The following is an 18,523-nucleotide window of genomic DNA, read 5'->3' as shown; positions in this document are numbered from 1 at the left end:
ACCGGGAACAGCCTCCTCCCAATGAGGGAACCCCCTAGTGGAGTGGGGCAGGGAAAACCCTCGGTCCGGCTCAGTAAACAAGAGCGTTGCTCACTGTGGCTCACTGTGCGCGGCGGCCTGCCGCCAATCGGACGATGTCCACCCGCGAACGGATCCCGAGCTTGCGGTAGACCCGGGTCAGGGTCGCCTCGACCGTCTTGACGCTGATGAACAGACGGGCGGCGATCTCCCGGTTGGTGGCGCCCTCCATGACCAGCGCCGCGACCTGACGCTCCATCGCGGCCAGTCCCTCCAGCGCGTCCAGGGCGGCGGGCGCGGTGACCACCGGCTCCGGGTCGGGCTCCGGTGCCGTGCCGGCCGCCTCCACCTGACGCAGCCAGGGCAGTGCCCGGCAGCGGCGGAACAGCCGGGCCGCCTCGTCGTACGCCGTCGGTCCCGGGCGTGTGGGCCGCAGCTGGGCCAGCGCGAAGGCGGCGCGGGCCTCCTCCAGGCCGTAGCCGAGTTTGGCGAGCCGGTCCTGGGCCGACGTCAGCTGGGCGACGGCCGGGTCGAGTTGCCCGCGGGCGGCGCGGACGAGGGCCTCGGCGCGGTCCAGGACCGCGAGCACGCTCTCCCGGCCGAGCCGCAGCGCGTGCTCACGCGTGACGTCGATGACGTCCTGCGCCTCGTCCGGCGCGCCGATCCTGACGAGGGCCTCGGCGAGGTCGCCGTGCCAGCGGCCGCGCGCCGGGTCGGTGATGCCCAGGTGCTGCTCCAGCTCCCGCACCCGGCGCAGCGAACGCACCGCGCCCGCCGGGTCGCCGGCCACCAACTGGGCGTAGCCCAGGGCGCCCAGGGCCCGGGAGAGGTACATCTGGTCCCCGTCCTGCTCGGCGTGCTCGACCGCCTCCCGGGCCAGCGCGAGCGCCCGGTCCACGTCGCCGCCTGAGGCCTCCGCGAGGGAGGTGAGCATGCCGGAGGCCGTCTCGCCGATCCCGGAGTCACGGGCCAGGGCGAGGCTCTCGCGGGCCAGCTCCAGTGCCCGGCCGCAGTGCCCGGAGCGCAGTTCGGTCTCGGCGAGGCCGCGCAGGAAGTGCACCTCGCTCTCCACCGAGCCGCGGCGCCGCACCTCGCGCAGCAGGGCGGTGACGGTCGCCCGCGCCTCGGCCAGCTGGTCGCCCATGACCAGCCAGCGGAACCGGGCGCTGCCCGCGCCGTTGTGATGGCACGCCACCCTCGGGTCCTGCGGCTCCTTCATCGCGCGCTTGATGGTGGCGGGGGCCGCCGGATGACCCATCAGGGTCTCGATCTGGGCCAGGAAGGCCAGCGCCAGCAGCTCGGTGCGCCGGTCGCCGCCGCGTTCGGCGAGCTCCGCCGTGTGCGCGGCGGCCTCGCGCGCCTCGGTGAAGTCGCCCTCCACGATCAGCGCCCGCCACGCCATCTGGTAGTGGACGAGGGCGAGCAGCCGCGGGTCGTCGCCGGCGTCGGCGAGGGCCTGCGGGAAGACGGCGTCGACCTCGGTCATGGTGTGGCCGGCCGTCTCGATCACCGCCATCCAGGCCCGCACCCGCTCGGCGGGCACGGTCGCCCGGGCCAGCACCTCGCGGGCGATGTCCCGGGCGAGGTCGACCTCCCCGGCGGTGATGGCGTCCTCGGCGGCCTGGAGCCGGCGCTCGTCCGGGCCGGGCACGCTGCCGGCCGGGGTGTGCCGGGCGGCGAGCAGTCCGAGCTGCGCGGCCACGGACGGCGCCCCGCGGTCCCGGGCCAGCGCGGCGGCCTCGGCGAGCCGGGCGGCGGCCTCCGGGTCGGTGCCGGTGGTGGCCAGCGCGAGGTGGCGGGCCCGCTCTATCGGGTCGGGGGCGGCGGTGGACAGCGCGGCGTGCGCGGCCCGCCGTTCGTGGACGGGGGCCTCGGCGTACAGGGCGGCGGAGATCAGCGGGTGCGCGAACCGTACGGCGGGGCCCTCCGGCTCGGTGGCCAGCAGCCCGAGTTCGGCGGCCTGCGCGCACTCGGCCTCGGCGTTCTCCCGGCCGGCCGCGTGCAGCAGGGCGGGTGTGGGCCGTGCACCCGCGCTCGCCACCAGCAGCGTGCGGCGAGCCTGAACGGACAGCATGTCCAGGCGGCTGAGCACCAGTGCGCGCAGCGAGGTGGGCACGGGCAGCGGCTCGCCGGGGCGCGGCGGGGTGGGGCTCTCGGCGAGGGCGCGGCCGAGTTCCAGCGCGAAGAGCGGGTTGCCGCCGCTGGTGCGGTGGATCTCGCGGACCGTGGAGCGGGGCAGGCCGGTGTGGCCGCGGTGGTCGAGCAGGGCGGAGACCTGGGTGCGGGTCAGGGGACCGAGGCGGACGGCGAGGGTGTCCGGCGGGGACGCGCGTAGATGGCGGTCGTACTCCTGGCCCTCGGTGCGCACCGCGCACAGCAGTTGGACCGGGGTGTCACCCAGGCGGCGGGCGGCGAAGCCGAGGAGTTCGGCGCTGGCCGGATCCAGCCACTGGAGGTCGTCGGCGACGACGAGGACGGTGCCCTCGGTGGCCAGCGCGCGCAGCGCGGAGAGCACGGCGAGGCGCAGCGCGAGTCCGTCGCGCTGGAGGCTGGACTCACCGCGGCCGGTGAGCGCCGACTCCAGGGCGGTGGCCTGGGCGGCGGGCAGCCGGGCGGACACCCGGTCGAGCACCAGGCCGAGGAGGTCGGCGAGCGCGAGGAAGGGCAGGTGCGATTCGGACTCGGTCGCGGAGCAGCGCAACACGGTGTGGGCGGCACCGGCGTATTCCGCTGCCAATGCCCGCAGTACGGTCGACTTCCCTATTCCGGCGGGACCGTGCAGCAGGACACTGCCGCCTCGGGTGAGCTGCTCGTGGGCGGCCGTGAACAGCTCCTCCCGGCCGATGACCAGGTCGGGGCGGCATCTCGCAGGCTCCTGGAAGTCCCGTCGCACGGTCACCGCTCCCCTCCTGTGTCGTGTCCGGGCCAAATTCTAGGCAATGAACCCCGAAATTCGGACGGATGCCGTGGTGAGGGAAATAACAGGGGCCAGGCATACGTAAATTCAAAGCACGGTCGCATGAATGGAAAACGTTCTCCAGGGCCGGGGCCGACCCGGCGGACCAGGCCGCGGGAGACGTCCGGTGCCGCATCGTCGCTGGTGAGCGCCTGTACGTCACCGGCGACGCGACCCGGCTCAAGGCAGCAGCCCCGCGCGGCGCGCCGTGGAGACCGCCTCCCCCCGGGTGTGCGCGCCCAGTCTGCGCATGGCCGAGCGCAGGTACCCCTTGACCGTCTCCGGGCGCAGACCCAGCCGCTGGGCTACCGTCGCGTTGGTCGCGCCGTCCGCCACGCAGGCCAGGACGTCCAGTTCACGAGGGGCCAGGCTCGGGCCGGGGGCAGGGCCCGGGCCGGGGGCAGGGCCCGGGCCGGTCAGCAGGCCGCAGGCCGCCAGCAGCTCGGCCCGCAGCTCCGGGTCGCCGATCCGCGGGGCCAGCGCGCGCAGCGCGGCGTGCGCCTCGCGCACCCGTTCCCGGTCCGCGGCTCCCGCACCGGGGGCGGGGGCCGGCCGGACCGCGGTCAGCAGGCCCCGCGCCTCCTCCCGGACCACCAGCGCCTGTTCCACGTCCCGCGCCGCCGCCACCGCCGCGCCCAGCGTGCGGTCGCCCAGCGGCTGGTCCGTGCGCAGCGCGCCGTACAGCACGCCCCGCACCCGGCGCCGTACCACCACCGGTACGGCCAGCACCGAGCGCAGGCCCTCCGCGGCCACCGGGATGTCGTACTCGTGGCTGATCCGCCGGGAGACGGAGTAGTCCGTCACCGCGCACGGCCGGGCCAGCGCCACCGCCTTGCCGCCCAGCCCGTTGCCGGAGGTCACCGCGAGCGAGCGCAGCGCCACGGTGGCGGTGCCGCTCAGTTCGCTGATCCGCATCTGCGGCCGGCCGGCCTCGACCAGGCCGCCGAAGGCGACCGGGAGCCCGGTCGTGCGTCGCAGCCGGGCCAGCGCGCTGCGTATCTCCACCACCCCGGCGGCGTCTGCTGTCACCTCTTCGCCCCTTCATCGCGGCATTGTGCTGCCCACACCCCCGTTCGGGGGTAGTGAGACCTGCATCACGGATTACACGATGCCAGAGAGCCGCCCGGCAATGGTCCGGCAACGAGGAGGACAGATGACGACGGCGACGGCGACGGAGCTTTTCCGCAGCGCGCGGGACTTCCTGCTGGAACACCGCGAGGACTACGCCACGGCGTACGAGGGCTTCGACTGGCCGCGCCCCGAGCACTTCAACTGGGCGCTGGACTGGTTCGACGTCATCGCGGACGGCAACGACCGCACCGCCCTGCACATCGTCGAGGAGGACGGCACCGAGACCCGGCTGTCCTTCGCCGAGCTCGCCGAGCGCTCCAACCGGGTCGCGAACCGGCTGCGTGAACGCGGCGTCGAGGCCGAGGACCGGGTGCTGGTCATGCTCGGCAACCAGGCCGAGCTGTGGGAGACGGCGCTGGCCGCGATGAAGCTGCGCGCCGTCGTCATCCCCGCCACCCCGCTGCTCGGCCCCGCCGATCTTCGCGACCGCGTGGAGCGGGGCCGGGTCAGGCATGTGATCGCGCGAGCGGAGGACACCGCCAAGTTCGCCGAGGTGCCCGGCGCCTACACCCGGATCGCCGTCGGCGGGCTGCCCGAGGAGGGCTGGGAGCCGTACGAGGACGCGTACACCGCGCCCGCCGAGTTCCTGCCCGACGGCCCCACCCTCGCCGACGACCCGCTGATGCTCTACTTCACCTCGGGCACCACCGCCCACCCCAAGCTCGTGGAGCAGACCCACACCTCGTACCCGATCGGGCACCTGGCCACCATGTACTGGATCGGCCTGAAACCCGGCGACGTGCACCTGAACATCTCCTCGCCCGGCTGGGCCAAGCACGCCTGGTCCAACCTCTTCGCCCCGTGGAACGCGGAGGCGACCGTCTTCATCCACAACTACACCCGCTTCGACCCGGCCCGGCTGATGGCCGAGATGGACCGGGCCGGGGTGACCACGTTCTGCGCCCCGCCGACCGTGTGGCGCATGCTCATCCAGTCCGACCTGAGCGGGCTCGCCACCCCGCCCCGCGAGGCCCTCGCCGCCGGTGAGCCGCTCAACCCCGAGGTCATCGAGCAGGTGCGGCGGGCCTGGGGCGTCACCATCAGGGACGGCTTCGGCCAGACCGAGACCGCCGTGCAGGTCTCCAACAGCCCCGGCCAGCCGCTCAAGACCGGCTCCATGGGGCGGCCCAGCCCCGGCTACAAGGTGGACCTGCTGGACCCGGTCTCCGGCGCCCCCGGCGCGGCCGAGGGCGAGATCGCGCTCAACCTGTCCGCCCGGCCGGTCGGCCTGATGGCCGGATACCACGGGGACCCGGACCGCACGGCGGAGGCGATGGCGGGCGGCTACTACCGCACGGGAGACGTCGCCTCCCGCGACGAGGACGGATACCTGACGTACATCGGGCGCAGCGACGACGTCTTCAAGGCCTCGGACTACAAGATCAGCCCGTTCGAGCTGGAGAGCGCCCTGCTGGAGCACGAGGCCGTGGCCGAGGCGGCCGTCGTGCCCGCGCCGGACGAGCTGCGCCTGGCCGTGCCCAAGGCCTACGTCGTCCTCGCCGAGGGCTGGCAGCCCGGCCCCGATACCGCCAAGGTGCTCTTCGAGCACTCCCGCGAGGTCCTCGCCCCCTACAAGCGCATCCGCCGGCTGGAGTTCGGCGAGCTGCCCAAGACCGTCTCCGGCAAGATCCGCCGGATCGAGCTGCGCGAGGCCACGGCGGCGGGCTCTCAGAAGGAGTACCGCGAGGAGGACTTCCGGTGAGTGAACTGTCGTACACGCACGGGACCGGCGTCACCGCCCTGCTCGGCGACACCATCGGGGCGAACCTGGACCGGGCGGTCGCCGCCTGGCCGGACCGCGAGGCACTGGTGGACGTGCCGTCCGGGCGGCGCTGGACGTACACCGAATTCGCCGCCGACGTCGACCGGTTGGCGTACGCGCTGCTGGCGAGCGGGGTCGCGAAGGGCGACCGGGTGGGCATCTGGGCGGTCAACTGCGCCGAGTGGGTGCTCGTCCAGTACGCCACCGCCCGGATCGGCGCGGTCATGGTGAACATCAACCCCGCCTACCGCACCCACGAGGTGGAGTACGTCCTGAACCAGGCCGGGATCTCCCTGCTGTTCGCCTCGCTCAGCCACAAGGCGAGCGACTACCGGGTGATGATCGAGGAAGTGCGGGGCAGCTGCCCGAAGTTGCGGGAGACCGTCTACATCGGCGACCCGGGCTGGGACGCGCTGCTCGGGCGCGGCACCCCGGACCGGCACGCGGAACTGCTCGCGCGGGCCGCCGAGTTGTCGTGCGACGACCCCATCAACATCCAGTACACCTCGGGGACGACGGGCTTCCCCAAGGGGGCCACCCTCTCCCACCACAACATCCTCAACAACGGCTACTTCGTGGGGGAGGCGGTCGCCTACAGCGAGCAGGACCGGATCTGCGTCCCGGTGCCCTTCTACCACTGCTTCGGCATGGTCATGGGCAACCTCGCCGCCACCTCGCACGGCGCCTGCATGGTCGTCCCGGCGCCGTCCTTCGACCCGAAGGCCACACTGGAGGCGGTCCAGCGGGAGCGCTGCACCTCGCTGTACGGCGTCCCCACGATGTTCATCGCGGAGCTCAACCTCCCCGACTTCGCCACGTACGACCTGTCCTCGCTGCGCACCGGCATCATGGCGGGCTCGCCGTGCCCGGTGGAGGTGATGAAACGGGTGGTCGCCGAGATGCACATGGCGGAGGTCTCCATCTGCTACGGCATGACCGAGACCTCCCCGGTGTCGCTGCAGACGCGGATCGAGGACGACCTGGAGCACCGCACCGGCACGGTCGGCCGGGTGCTGCCGCACCTGGAGGTGAAGATCGTCGACCCGGTCGACGGGGTGACCCGACCGCGCGGCACGGCGGGGGAGTTGTGCACCCGCGGCTACAGCGTGATGCTCGGCTACTGGAACGAGCCGGAGAAGACCGCCGAGGCGGTCGACGCGGGACGCTGGATGCACACCGGTGATCTGGCGGTGATGCGGGAGGACGGCTACGTCGAGATCGTCGGCCGTATCAAGGACATGATCATCCGGGGCGGGGAGAACGTCTACCCCCGTGAGATCGAGGAGTTCCTCTACGCCCACCCGGGGATCCGCGACGTCCAGGTCGTCGGCGTGCCGCACGAGACGTACGGCGAGGAGGTCCTGGCCTGCGTCGTCCCGCGCGACCCGGCCGACCCGCCGACGCTTCAGGACGTGCGCGCCTTCTGCGCGGGACGGCTCGCGCACTACAAGGTGCCGAGCCGGGTGGAGGTCCTCGACACCTTCCCGATGACGGTGTCCGGGAAGGTCCGCAAGGTCGAACTGCGGGAGAGGTACGGCCACTAGGGCCTGTCTGACAATTCCCGCCTGCCCCGCGATGCCTGGCACGCACGCTCGCCGCGTTGCCGAACCGCCCACGTGGCTCCGCCACGAGGGCGCTCCGGCGCCTTGCGATCGCACGCACCAGACGCCGCCAGGCCCGCCCTTCGGGCGGACGACGGGAATTGTCAGACAGGCCCTAACCCGTGGCGTTGAGGTCGTCGGCGACGGCGTTCACCGGCTGCGGGGTGCCCGTGAGGTCGAGGACGAACAGGGGTATGCCGAGGCCGTCGGCGCGGACGCGGGCGGCCTCGGCATATCCGGCGAGGGAGAAGTAGACACACTCCGCGGACTCCGTCATGGCCGTCAGCCACAGGCACTCCACGTCCCGCAGCGACGCCGGTCGCACGCTGGGGTCGACCTGGGCCAGCAGCCCGCGCGCGGCCAGACCGATACCGGACGGGGGACGCTGGTCGGCGCGGCGGATGTCCCGGTAGCCGAGCCAGCGCAGGTAGAGGGCCGCGGCGGTGACCGCGTCGCGCGCGGTGCGGATGGTCACCGGGTGGAACGGCGGGCGGCGCCCCGAGCGCGGGACCGGCGCGGGCCCGGCACCGGAGCGGGCCGCCGCCGGCGGTGCCCCGCGGACCGGCAGTCGCAGCACCGTCCCGCACGGGCAGCCCAGCTCCGGGTGCGGCCACTGGTCCCGGCGGCCGCAGGAGGCGCACGCCACGGTGACCCAGTCCTCGTCCCAGGCCCGGTGCGCCACGGCGGTGGGCGCGGTCCTCCGGTCCAGCGGCGGGCTGACCGGGGCCCCGCAGGCACAGGGATACGACGGCGCGGTGTAGACGTGCTCACGCCGGCAGGCCGGGCAGCGCACCGGCACACTCTCGGGCATGCCCCCCATCGTGGTCCAGGCGGACCCTCCTTGTCCGGCACTTGCCCCTGTCTTGACGGCTTTCGCGCACCCGCCGGCTCGCTTCGCATACCGCACCCAGCCCGGCCCGCGCGCCGATGCCGGCCATGCCGAAGCCGCTCGGCCGGGCGGCAGGCCGCGGCGACTGCGTCCGGCCGGGCCTGTGGCCGGGTTCGGCCCCGGCGAGCGCGCCGCCGTCGCCGCGGTCGGCGGGGCGCCGCCGAGCCGCGAAGCAGGCATTAAGGCGTGAGCCGTCCCGGCCTCACACCGTCCCGCAGCTGAAGCCACCGCCGCCGGAGTCGCCCCAGGACTGCCTGATCTCCCGCTCCGTGGTGCCGCCCCGGCCCATCAGGCCGGCCTCCTGGGCGAAGCGCCGCGCCAGCACGGTGAGCGCCTCGTCTCCGTACAGCGCGACCAGGAGGAGTGTGTCCTCCGCGGACAGCCCGGACCCGCCATCGGGCAGCGGATGCCGGACGCGCAGGTCCTTCAGGGCGCGGCGGGCGGCCCGCGGGCGCCCCGGCGGGAAGGTACGCAGCAGGCCCGCGGCCGTGAGGCCGCCGCGCAGGTCGGCGAGAGCGCGGCGCACACCCTGCCGGTCCAGCAACTGCCGCAGGCCGGCGGTGCGGTACAGCGCCCCGTGCACGGCCTTGGTGAGCGCGGGCAGCGGCGGCAGGTCCGCCCGCTCGGCCGGTCCGGAGGCGCGCATCGTGCCCGCCCGGCCCGCCTTCACGGCGCCCCGCAGATACAGGTCCAGCACGGCGACCGTCACCGCCGCGCGGGGACCGCCCCGGAGCAGCGCCATCTCGTGCGGTCGCAGTGGGATCGTCGTAGCGCTCATGGCACACCCCCGTACCCCCGTGCGGGGCCCGCCGCCCCCGTGCCGACGGGCCCCGCGTGACGGGAATGTGCCCGCCGAGGGGGCCCCTCGAAGCCTCCCCGGCGGTGTTTCAGAGTTTGATCTGAGCATTGCGTAGCCCGGATACGCCCGGTGCCGTACGCATCCTCACGGTTCCCCGTGCTCGGACAGTCCCGGCCAGTCGTCCGGCCCGCCGCCCTGCCAGTCGATGAGGTCGCTCTCCTCGACCTCGATCCGGTCCAGGTCGGCCAGCCGCAGGATCTCGATCACGTCGTCCAGATGGGAGGCGATCCCCAGGGTCACATCACCCTCGGTGACCCGCCGGGAACCGTCCAGGGCGGGGGAGTGCACCACGATGTGCGGATGCCGCGTCGGTGGATGTGTCATGCCTTCAGGCTGCTGCGGACGGCACCCATCCGCACCCCGGGGGACCGGCGGCGTGGGCGTCAGCGGAGTTCGTCCTCCAGCAGGCCCATCGTGAACATGTCGTACCACTGGCCGTCGCGCCGGAATTCCTGCCGCAGTCTGCCCTCGTCGACGAAGCCGACCTTCTGGTAGACGCGGTGGGCCGCGTGGTTCTCGGTGACGACGGTCAGCCTGATCTTGTGCAGCCGCATCTTCTGGAAGCCGTAGCGGCAGATCGTCCGCATCGTGTCCGTGGCGTAGCCGCGCCCCCAGTAGTCCTTCTCACCGAGATAGAGGTCGAGCTCGGCGCACCCGGTCTCCGGTTCGGCGTCACGCAGCCGGACCACGCCGATGAGTTTCCCGTCGGCGGGCACCTCGACCCCGACGAGCACCTGGCCGTACCCGTTGGGCGGCCGCTCCTCCATCCGCTTCCTGACCTGGGCCAGTGACGAGGGGTAGCCGTCGCTCATCCAGCGCATCACGTCGGGGTCGTTGTGCCACCGCCACATCGCCTCCGCGTCCGACGGTTCCAGCGGCCGCAGTCTCACCAGTTCTCCGAGCACCATGCGGGCCAGCCAACACGCCCCGGCCGGCACACTCAACCGAATTCGCCGGACGTCAGAGCGCGTCGACCGCGCTCACCTTCCAGCCCCCGGAGGTACGGGTCATCGTCATCCGCACCCGGTTCAGATCCAGGCGGGAACCCGAGACCTGGGTGCTCCGCGTGACCTGGTTGACGAAGAGCAGCACCACGGCACGGTCCGGCGCGGCCGACACGACGGAGGCCGCGGGGACGCCACCGCCCGCGGGTTCGGCGACCGTCGCCTTCACCACCCCGTGGTACTTCCTGGCCGTCGGCCCGACCACACGCGCCGTGGTCCTGCCGTACTCGTCACGGAAGTGCCCGGTCAAACGCTCCCGGGCCCGGGCGAAATCCCGGTCCAGATGCCGGTAGTCGTACGACAGCACGACCGGCGCGGCCTTCCGCGCGGCCGTGAGGGCCGCGCCGCGCGCGGTCTCCGCACGCCGCCCCTCCCGGTACTGCCACCCGAGCAGGGATGCCGCGACCAGGCCCACGACCAGGAGGGCGCTGAGAACCGCGCTGAGCAGCCACCGCCGGGACGGAGGCGGTGGTGCCTCGCCCTCGGGGGACTCCGGCGACGGCTCGGGCGGGTCGTCCCGGCCGTCCGGGTTCTCCATCACCGGGTTCTCGATCACCGGGTTCTGGTGCTCCACCCGCTTGGCCGCCGCGCGGGCGGCCGCGGTCATCCTCCGGCGGGCGGGTGCTCCCGCGCCACGGCTGCGGACGGTCGGGTTCGCCATGGTCGTACTCCTCACTGGTGGTGCTGTCAGCCCACGAACTCGACGTCGGACGTCAGCCAGCGCCCGCCCTGACGCACCAGGTCGAGCTGCAGCCGATAGGTGCGGGCCTGTCCCTCGGGCACGGCGGTGTTGGTCACCTTGCTGTCGGCGACCACCAGGACGCGGGCCGAGCGGGCGTCCGACCGGATGATCCCGGCGTCGAGGACCCGGCCCTCGGACACGGACTTGTTCTCGGCGACGAGCCTGGTCAACTGCGCCGTCTGCGCGGTGAACTGCTTCTTGAAGTCGCCGGTGGCGCCCTCGAGGACGTTCGCGCTGTCCCGGGCGTAGTGCCGGTAGTCGAGCGAGGTGAAGTTCAGCGCCGACTGGCGGGCCGCGGCCAGGACGTCCTGGCGCCGCTGTGCCGTCTCGTGCTGCTGGTCCAGGCGCAGGCCCAGCCACACCGCGAGCGCGGCCGTCAGCGCGGTCGCCAGGGCGAGCCCCACCGGCAGGGCTCTGCCCGGCAGGCGTCCGCTCACTCCATCGGTCCAACGAGCAGCCATTGCCACGACTCCTTTCCGAACACCGTCTGCTGACCGCCCGCCGAGCCGATCTCGACGGGCTTTCCGTCCGGGCCGGTCGCGGCGCCGGTCTCCGGGTCGTACGGCGTGACGTACGCCGCCTGGTTCGCACCGCCGGACCCGGCCGGCGCGCCGGGGGCGTTCTGCGCGCCCCGCACCGACGTGCCGCTGCCGCGCGGGGCGGTGCAGCGCGCGTCGGTGTTCGCCTCGCGCCTGCTCGTGTCGGCGGGGTCCCGCCGGCGCGTGCCGTACCCCTGGGTGCACGGCGGCGGGTCGTCGGCGTTCACCACCAGCCCGAAGTGGGTGGTGCCGTCGCCCGGTACGACCGTGTAACTGCCCGACACCAGGGCCGGGAACGTGACGAGGGCCTGCTCCACGCCGGGCAGCCGGGCCAGCGTCACCTGGCCGCCGCTGATCAGGTTGGCCAGCAGGACCGACAGCCGGGGCCCGGTCGACCTCAGCAGCGAGTCGACCTGCTGCGCGGCCGGCGTGGCGTTGCCGATCAGCTTCCGCAGATCGCCGTCGCTCGACTTCAACCGCGCGGTGAGCAGAGCCAGATCGTGGGCGAACGACGTGATCGACGAGCCCTGGTCGGCCTGTGTCTTCAGGACCTTCCGCGAGTCCTCGATCAGCGAGACCGTCTCCGGCAGCGACTCGGACGCCGACTCGACGAGCGCGTCGCCCGAGTCCACCAGCCGGCTCAGGTCCGGTCCGGTCCCGGAGAACGCCCTGCCCAACTCGTCTACGGTGACCCGCAGATCGTTCTTGCCGACCGAGTTCACCAGCCGGTCCAGGCTGAGCACGAGGTCCGTGGTGGGCAGCGGCACGCGGGTGCTGCCGCGCGGGATGGTGCTGCCGTCGAGGAGGTATGGGCCCTTGGACGTGCGGGGCTGCAGGTCGACGTACTGCTCGCCCACCGCCGAACGGTCCGCCACCACCGCGAGGGTGTCCGCGGGGATGCGCGGCGCCCCGTCGCCGATGTCGAGGGCGACCGAGACGCCGTCGGAGCCGGTCAGCCGCAGCGCGCCGACGCGGCCGACCGGCACCCCGCGATAGGTGACCTCGGCGCCGGGGAAGATGCCCCCGGAGTCGGCGAAGTCGGCCCGCACCGTGTAGCCGCGGTCCAGGACGTCGTCCACCAGGCCGGTGTACTCGGCGCCGACGTACGACACCCCGACGGCGGTGATGGCGGCGAAGGCGAGCAGCTGCGCCTTGACCGTACGGGTGATCACGGCTGGACCCCCTTCAGCATCAGTTCGGCCAGCGCGAGGTCGATCCCTTCGGGCACCTTCGCGCCGGTGGTGTAGGCGCTGGTGCACACCGGCGGACACAGCGGCCCGCCGCCACCCGAGGGGGCCGACGGCACGGAGGGGGACGACGGCAGGCCCGGTGCGCTCGGCAGCGCGGTCGGGGCGGGGACGCTCGGCAGGTGCGGGACGTGGGGGAGATCCGGTACGCCCGGGGTGCCCGGGGTCTTCGAACCTCCTTTGCCCTTACCGGAGTTGTCGCCGGTCTCGTTGCCGTAGAGGTCGGCCGGGTTGAGGTCGGCGGTGATGTGGAGGTTGACGTAGTCGCCCTTGACGGCGTCCGCGGCGTTGCGCGGGAACGGGTAAGTGGTGAGCAGTTCCAGGGAGTCGGGCAGGTCGCTGCCCGCCTTGTTCAGCTGCCGCAGGATCGGCCGGAGCTGTTCGAGGTCGGCCACCGTGTCGTCGTGCGAGGCGGTGACCACCTTGGTGCCCGTCTTGCCGAGCTTCGACAGGGCGGTGAGCATCCTGGTCAGATCGCGCCGTTGGCCGGCGAGGACCTTCAGCGCGGGCGGCATGGTGTCGACGGCCTCGGCGATGGTCTTCTTCTCCTTCCCGAGCCGTCCCGCGAGCCGGTCGACGGCCTTGATCGCGCGGACGATGTCGCTGCGCTGGTCGTCCAGGCCGCCGATGAAGGTGTTCAGCTCCTTCAGCAGGGACCGCACCCGGTTCTCACGGCCGTCCAGGGCCTTGTTCAGCTCCACGGTGATCGTCTTGAGCTGGGCCACGCCACCGCCGTTGAGCAGCGCGGACAGCGCGGACAGCACCTCCTCGACCTCCGGGTTGCGGCCACTGCGGGACAGCGGGATGCGGTCGCCGTCACGGAGCCGGCCCACCGCGGCGGTGCCCGTCGGGGCGGCGAGCGCCACGTACTTCTCGCCGAGCAGACTGGTCTGCCGCAGCTCGGCGACGGCGTTGGCGGGCAGCTTCACCGAGTCGGCGACGCGCAGCCGTACCCGCGCGTGCCAGCCGTCCAGCCGCACCTTCTCGACCGCGCCCACGGTGACGTCGTCGACCTTCACCGCCGACTGCGGCACCAGGTCGAGGACATCGCGGAACTCGACGGTGACGTGGTAGGCGTGGCCGTCCGCGGCGGCGCCGCCGGGCAGCGGGATGTCGTACCAGCCGTTGAAGGCGCAGCCGGACAGCAGCAGCGAACCGGCCGCCGTCCAGGCGATCGTGCCGCCCTTGCGTCGCAGGTTCATGCGCTCGCCCCCAGGATCCCGCCGAGCGTACGGTCGGTCGTGCCCGTCACCGCGGAGCCCGCCGGTACCTCGGGCAGGGAGTCGAAGAGATCCTTCAGCTCCTTGCAGTCGGGGTTCTTGCCGCCCTCGTCGCCGGTGGTCCTCAGCACGGAGCACAGCAGTGACGCCGGGTCCTGTGCCTGCTGGGCGTTGTCGCGGGTGTCAAGGGTGCCGGAGGACGGGTTGTAGGCGTTGTTCAGGTTCGACAGGCCCGTGGGGGCCACCCGCAACAGCTCGTCCAGCGCGGCCCGTTGGGTGACGAGCACCTTGGTCACCTTGCTGAGGCCCCGCACGTCGGTGGTCAGCGACTTCTTGTTCCTCTTCACGAAGGCGGCCACGTCGCCGAGCGCCGTCGCCAGGTTGGTGAGCGCCGCCGCGAGGTCCTTGCGCTCGCCCGCGAGCTGCTTCGCGACGCCCGCGAGGCTGGTGTCGAAGGACCGCACGCTCTTGTCGTCGGCGGCCAGCGCGGCCGTGAACACCTGCAGATTGCGCACCGTGCCGAACAGGTCGGTGCGGCCGTCGGACAGTGTGGTGACCGCCTGCGAGAGGTCGTGGACCGTCTGGTTGAGGTTTCCGCCCTGCCCGTCGAGGTTGCCGGCGCTCACCTTGAGCAGCCGCGACAGGGAGCCGTCCTTGTTGGCGCCCTTCGGGCCGAGCGCCTCGGCGGTCGTGTGCAGGCTGTCGAAGACGCGGTCGAGTTCGACGGGTACGGCGGTCCGCGACTCGGGGATGACGGCACCGTCGCGCAACGCCGGACCCTTCCGGTACACCGGCAGCAGCTGCACGTAACGGTCGCTGACCACCGAGGAGTTGATGATCGCGGCCCTGGCGTCGGCGGGGACCCTGCGCCCGGCGTCGTACTCCAGCTCCACCCGCACCCGGTCGCCCTGGGGCGTGATCTTCTTCACCTCGCCGATCCGCACGCCGAGGACGCGGACGTCCGAGCCGGGGTAGATGCCGACGGTGCGCGGGAAGTACGCGGTCACGTGCAGCGGTTCGGGGCGCGGCCACAGGACGTAGGCGAGGGCGGCGACCACGGCAAGCGCGGTGAGCAGGGCCAGGCGTCTGCGCACGCTTCTCATCGCGTACCTCCCGTCCGCGGTGTCACCGGGGCGGCGACGAGATTCTGGACGTAGGAGTCGAACCACCGCCCGTTGCCGAGGGTGTTGGTGAAGACCCGCACATAGGGCGCGAGCAGCTTGACGCTGCGGTCGAGGCCGGCCTGGTTGCGTTCGAGCATCTGCACCACTTGCTTCAGGCCCCCGAGCGCGGGCCCGATCTCCTTGTCGTTGTCCTCGACCAGGCCGGAGAGCTCGATGCCGAGCGCGGCGGAGGTCTTCAGCAGCTTGTGGATCGCCTTGCGCCGCTTGCTGATCTCCGTCAGCAGCTTGTCGCCGTCGTCGACCAGCGCGGTGAAGTCCTTCGAGCGGTCGGCCAGTACGCCCGTGGTGCCCTTCGCGTGGCTCAGGAGCTCGCTCAGCGCCTTGTCCCGCGAGGCCACCGTCCGGGAGATCCTCGACAGGCCCTTGATGGACGCGCGTACCTCGGCGGGGGAGTCCTGGAATGTGGTGGAGATGGTGTCCAGGGCCTTCGCCAGCCGGCCGGTGTCGATCTTCTCCGAGGTGGTGGTCAGGTCGCTGAACGCCTGCACGACGTCGTACGCCGCGACCGTCCGCCCCAGCGGGATCTCGCTGCCGGGCTTCAACTGCCCCGGCCCCTTGGGGGACAGCGCGAGGTACTTGGCGCCGAGGATCGTCCTGACCCGGATCGACGCGCCGGTCCGGGTGCCGAACCGCGGATCGCCCTTGACCTTGAAGGTGACCTTGACGTGGTCGCCGTCCAGGTCGACGTCCTCGACCTTGCCGGCCTTCACCCCGGCGATCCGCACCTCGTCCCCGGGCTTGAGACCCCCGGCCTCCGAGAAGGCCGCGCTGTACGTCCTGCCGTCGCCGATGAACGGCAGGCTGTCGGCGTTGAACGCGGCCACGGTCAGCAGCGCGAGGACGGTGAGGCCGACGGCGCCGATCACCACGGGGTTGCGGTCGCGGAACGGGACCGGGCGGGGCCGCCGGATCCGTGGAAGCCGTATCCGGGGCGGCTCGATACGCACCTTCACCAGCGGCTGCGGCCCGCGGGCGCGGCCCGTCCCGCGAGGCAGTCGTGGCTTCGGCAGCCTCGGCGGGTCGATACGCACCCTGAACAGCGGCTCCGGGCGGTTCCCGCGGGTCATGCGCCGCACCTCGCCCTCGCCACGTGCAGATCGGGAGTGAGTACCTGCTTCGTCGTCGGCAGCACGATCCGGCCGTCGAAGTCGCAGAGGTAGAAGTTGAACCACGAGCCGTAGGACGCGGCCCCCGTCAGTGCGTCGAGCTTGTCCGGCAGCCGCTTCAGCACGCCCTCCACGGTCTTCTCGTTGTCGTTCAGCGTTCCGGTGAGACCGGCCAGCCCGGCGATGTCGTCCTTCAGCGGCGGCCGCGCGTCCTTCAGGAGCCCCGAGGTGGCCTCCGTCAGGTCGCCGATGCCCACCAGCGACTGACCGATGGGCTTGCGGTCGGCGGACAGCCCGGAGATCACCCGCCGCAGCTGCTTCAGCAGTTCGGAGAATCGGGTGCCGCGCTTGTCCAGCGTCCCCAGCACCGTGTTGAGGTTGTCGATCACCGAGCCGATCAGCTTGTCGCGGTCGGCCAGTGTCGTGGTGAGCGAGGCGGTGTGCACCAGAAGGCTGTCGACGGTGCCGCCCTCGCCCTGCAGCGTCTTGATGATCTCGGTGGCCAGCTGGTTGACGTCCCCGGGGCTGAGCGCCGCGAACAGCGGTTTGAAGCCGTTCAGCAGTGCGTTGAGGTCCAGCGCGGGCCGGGTGCGCGACAGCGGGATCGTGGCGCCGGGCTTCAGCGGGGTGCCGTCGCCCACGCCCTCGGTCAGGGCGACGTACCGCTGCCCGACCAGGTTCCGGTAGCGGATGACGGCGTGCGTGCTCGCGAGCAGCGGCCGGTCGGCGCCGACGTTGAAGGTGATCTCCGCCAGCGTCCGGTCCTTGATCCGGATCCCCTCGACCTCGCCGACCCGCACGCCCGCCACCCGGATGTCGTCGCCCTTCTCCAGGCCGGTGACGTCGCTGAACACCGCGCGGTAGGTGCGCTCGGGGGTGAAGGAGAGATTGACGATGGTCGCGGCGAGCAGCGCTGTCGCCGCGATCGTCACCAGTGCGAAGAGGCTGAACTTGATCAGCGGGGCGGCGGTCCGCCGGGCTCCTGACGATCTCATGCGACGCTCACCGCCGTCCCGCGCGCCATCGGCCCGAACAGCAGCGTCACGACCGGCGGCACCTCGTCGGCGGGCACGCCCAGCACGGGCGACACGAGCGAGCCGACGGCGTTCTGCTCGGCCCGGGTGGCGGACACCCCGGGCAGACCGCCGGTGAGTGCCGACGAACCCGGCTTCCCGGAGCCGTCGTTGAGGTGCACCCCGGGTGCGGGCACCGCGGGATGCGGCAGGTCGCGGCAGTTCGGCCCCGACCGGTCGGCGTAGCGGGGCTCCTCACCGGGCCGGTACGCCCCCTGCGGGCGCACCGCCTCCAGCGTGATGTGCATGGCGCCGCCCCGGAACGCCTGCTCGGAGGCCTGCTCCTCGCGTACGAGGCCGGCGAGGAGACAGGGGTACTCGGGGGAGTAGCGGGCGAACAGCTCCAGCGTGGGCCGGGAGACCCGGCCGAGGGAGATCAGCCGGTCGCCGTTCGCGTCGAGGAAGTCCTGCGCGGTGGCGGCCGCACCGGCGGTCGTCGTCAGCGCGGACGCGAGCTGCTCCCGCTGCTCGACCACGGTGCGGCTGGTGGTGACCGTGTTGCGCAGGATCGCCATCAGGTCCGGCGCCGCGTCGCCGTACACCTCGGCGGCGTCGGCCAGTCGGGCGAAGTCCTCGGTGAGGGAGGGCAGATGAGGATTGAGGCGGTGCAGATAAGCCTCCACGCGCGTGAGGTTGTCGCCGATCCGGTCGCCGCGCCCCTCGAGGGCGGTGGCGAAGGCGGACAGCGTGGCGTTGAGCTTGCCGGGCTGCACGGTCCGCAGCAGCGGCAGCAGGTCGTTCATCAGCCGCTGCAACTCGATGCCGACGCGGGTGCGGTCCTGGGTGATGACGTCACCGGCCCGGATGGGGGGAACCTTCGAGGAATCAGCGTGCGCGGGCGCGACCAGGTCGACGTACTTCTCACCGAACAGCGTCTTGGGCAGCAGGCGCGCGTGCACGTCGGAGGGGATGTCGGGGACGTACTCCGGTTTGAGCGCGATGTCGAGCGTCGCCTTCCTCCCGTCGGCGTGCACCTCGCGCACCTCGCCGACCAGCAGCCCGCGCAGCTTGACGTCGGCCATCGGGTCGAGCTGATCGCCGAGGCTGTCGGCCTCCAGCTCGATCCGTACGGCCGGCGTGAACACCTGCCGGTACACGGCGACCGACAGCGACAGCAGCAGGGCGAGCACGGCGACGAACAGCACGCCGTACACCCGCAGTCTCAGCACTCTCCTACGGCTCACCCGGCTCA

The 18,523-nt window shown here is 72.6% G+C and carries 16 protein-coding genes; 2 read left to right on the top strand and 14 right to left on the bottom strand.

Features of this window, described 5'->3' with window-relative positions:
* Positions 1-100: 100 nt before the first annotated feature.
* Both ACH45E_RS23850 and ACH45E_RS23845 read right to left on the bottom strand, forming a co-directional pair.
* On the bottom strand, positions 101-2,917 hold the full coding sequence (locus ACH45E_RS23850) for an AAA family ATPase (protein WP_361439540.1): 2,817 nt from the start codon (positions 2,915-2,917) through the stop codon (positions 101-103).
* 237 nt (positions 2,918-3,154) lie between these two features.
* Positions 3,155-4,003: a helix-turn-helix transcriptional regulator gene (locus ACH45E_RS23845; protein ID WP_361439538.1), complete on the bottom strand. Its 849-nt coding sequence runs from the start codon at positions 4,001-4,003 to the stop codon at positions 3,155-3,157.
* 124 nt (positions 4,004-4,127) lie between these two features.
* Here ACH45E_RS23845 and ACH45E_RS23840 point away from each other — a divergent pair, with 124 nt between their 5' ends.
* Both ACH45E_RS23840 and ACH45E_RS23835 read left to right on the top strand, forming a co-directional pair.
* The gene (locus ACH45E_RS23840) at positions 4,128-5,807 is read left to right on the top strand and encodes an AMP-binding protein (protein ID WP_361439536.1); all 1,680 of its coding nucleotides are present in this window, start codon (positions 4,128-4,130) and stop codon (positions 5,805-5,807) included.
* A complete protein-coding gene (locus ACH45E_RS23835) occupies positions 5,804-7,411 on the top strand; it encodes an AMP-binding protein (protein ID WP_361439534.1) in 1,608 nt (535 codons plus the stop codon). Before ACH45E_RS23840 ends, ACH45E_RS23835 begins: the two co-directional genes overlap by 4 nt.
* A 172-nt stretch (positions 7,412-7,583) precedes the next feature.
* Here ACH45E_RS23835 and ACH45E_RS23830 read toward each other — a convergent pair whose 3' ends face one another.
* The 12 genes from ACH45E_RS23830 to ACH45E_RS23775 form a co-directional block, all read right to left on the bottom strand.
* Entirely contained in the window at positions 7,584-8,288 is a 705-nt protein-coding gene (locus ACH45E_RS23830) for a hypothetical protein (RefSeq protein WP_361439532.1), read from the bottom strand.
* 271 nt (positions 8,289-8,559) lie between these two features.
* Positions 8,560-9,135, bottom strand: coding sequence for a TIGR04222 domain-containing membrane protein (locus tag ACH45E_RS23825; RefSeq protein WP_361439530.1), 576 nt, complete (start codon positions 9,133-9,135; stop codon positions 8,560-8,562).
* Between the two features lie 165 nt (positions 9,136-9,300).
* Positions 9,301-9,540 (bottom strand): hypothetical protein, encoded by a 240-nt coding sequence (locus tag ACH45E_RS23820; RefSeq protein WP_361439528.1) that lies wholly within the window; start codon positions 9,538-9,540, stop codon positions 9,301-9,303.
* A 59-nt stretch (positions 9,541-9,599) separates the two neighbouring features.
* Positions 9,600-10,124, bottom strand: coding sequence for a GNAT family N-acetyltransferase (locus ACH45E_RS23815; RefSeq protein WP_361439526.1), 525 nt, complete (start codon positions 10,122-10,124; stop codon positions 9,600-9,602).
* 52 nt (positions 10,125-10,176) lie between these two features.
* Positions 10,177-10,881: a hypothetical protein gene (locus ACH45E_RS23810; RefSeq protein WP_361439524.1), complete on the bottom strand. Its 705-nt coding sequence runs from the start codon at positions 10,879-10,881 to the stop codon at positions 10,177-10,179.
* Between the two features lie 26 nt (positions 10,882-10,907).
* On the bottom strand, positions 10,908-11,423 hold the full coding sequence (locus tag ACH45E_RS23805) for a hypothetical protein (protein WP_361439522.1): 516 nt from the start codon (positions 11,421-11,423) through the stop codon (positions 10,908-10,910).
* Positions 11,396-12,673 (bottom strand): MlaD family protein, encoded by a 1,278-nt coding sequence (locus tag ACH45E_RS23800; protein ID WP_361439520.1) that lies wholly within the window; start codon positions 12,671-12,673, stop codon positions 11,396-11,398. The genes ACH45E_RS23805 and ACH45E_RS23800 overlap by 28 nt, the downstream gene beginning before the upstream one ends.
* The gene (locus tag ACH45E_RS23795; protein WP_361439518.1) at positions 12,670-13,950 is read right to left on the bottom strand and encodes an MCE family protein; all 1,281 of its coding nucleotides are present in this window, start codon (positions 13,948-13,950) and stop codon (positions 12,670-12,672) included. The genes ACH45E_RS23800 and ACH45E_RS23795 overlap by 4 nt, the downstream gene beginning before the upstream one ends.
* On the bottom strand, positions 13,947-15,071 hold the full coding sequence (locus ACH45E_RS23790) for an MCE family protein (protein ID WP_361439516.1): 1,125 nt from the start codon (positions 15,069-15,071) through the stop codon (positions 13,947-13,949). The genes ACH45E_RS23795 and ACH45E_RS23790 overlap by 4 nt, the downstream gene beginning before the upstream one ends.
* The gene (locus ACH45E_RS23785) at positions 15,068-16,219 is read right to left on the bottom strand and encodes an MCE family protein (RefSeq protein ID WP_361439514.1); all 1,152 of its coding nucleotides are present in this window, start codon (positions 16,217-16,219) and stop codon (positions 15,068-15,070) included. Before ACH45E_RS23785 ends, ACH45E_RS23790 begins: the two co-directional genes overlap by 4 nt.
* A complete protein-coding gene (locus ACH45E_RS23780; RefSeq protein ID WP_361439512.1) occupies positions 16,216-17,253 on the bottom strand; it encodes an MlaD family protein in 1,038 nt (345 codons plus the stop codon). The genes ACH45E_RS23785 and ACH45E_RS23780 overlap by 4 nt, the downstream gene beginning before the upstream one ends.
* On the bottom strand, positions 17,250-18,515 hold the full coding sequence (locus ACH45E_RS23775; RefSeq protein ID WP_361439510.1) for an MCE family protein: 1,266 nt from the start codon (positions 18,513-18,515) through the stop codon (positions 17,250-17,252). The genes ACH45E_RS23780 and ACH45E_RS23775 overlap by 4 nt, the downstream gene beginning before the upstream one ends.
* Positions 18,516-18,523 lie beyond the last annotated feature (8 nt).

Source organism: Streptomyces sp. NPDC020299 (assembly GCF_044387825.1).
GTDB lineage: Bacteria > Actinomycetota > Actinomycetes > Streptomycetales > Streptomycetaceae > Streptomyces.
This window is presented reverse-complemented; position numbering and strand designations above follow the sequence as displayed.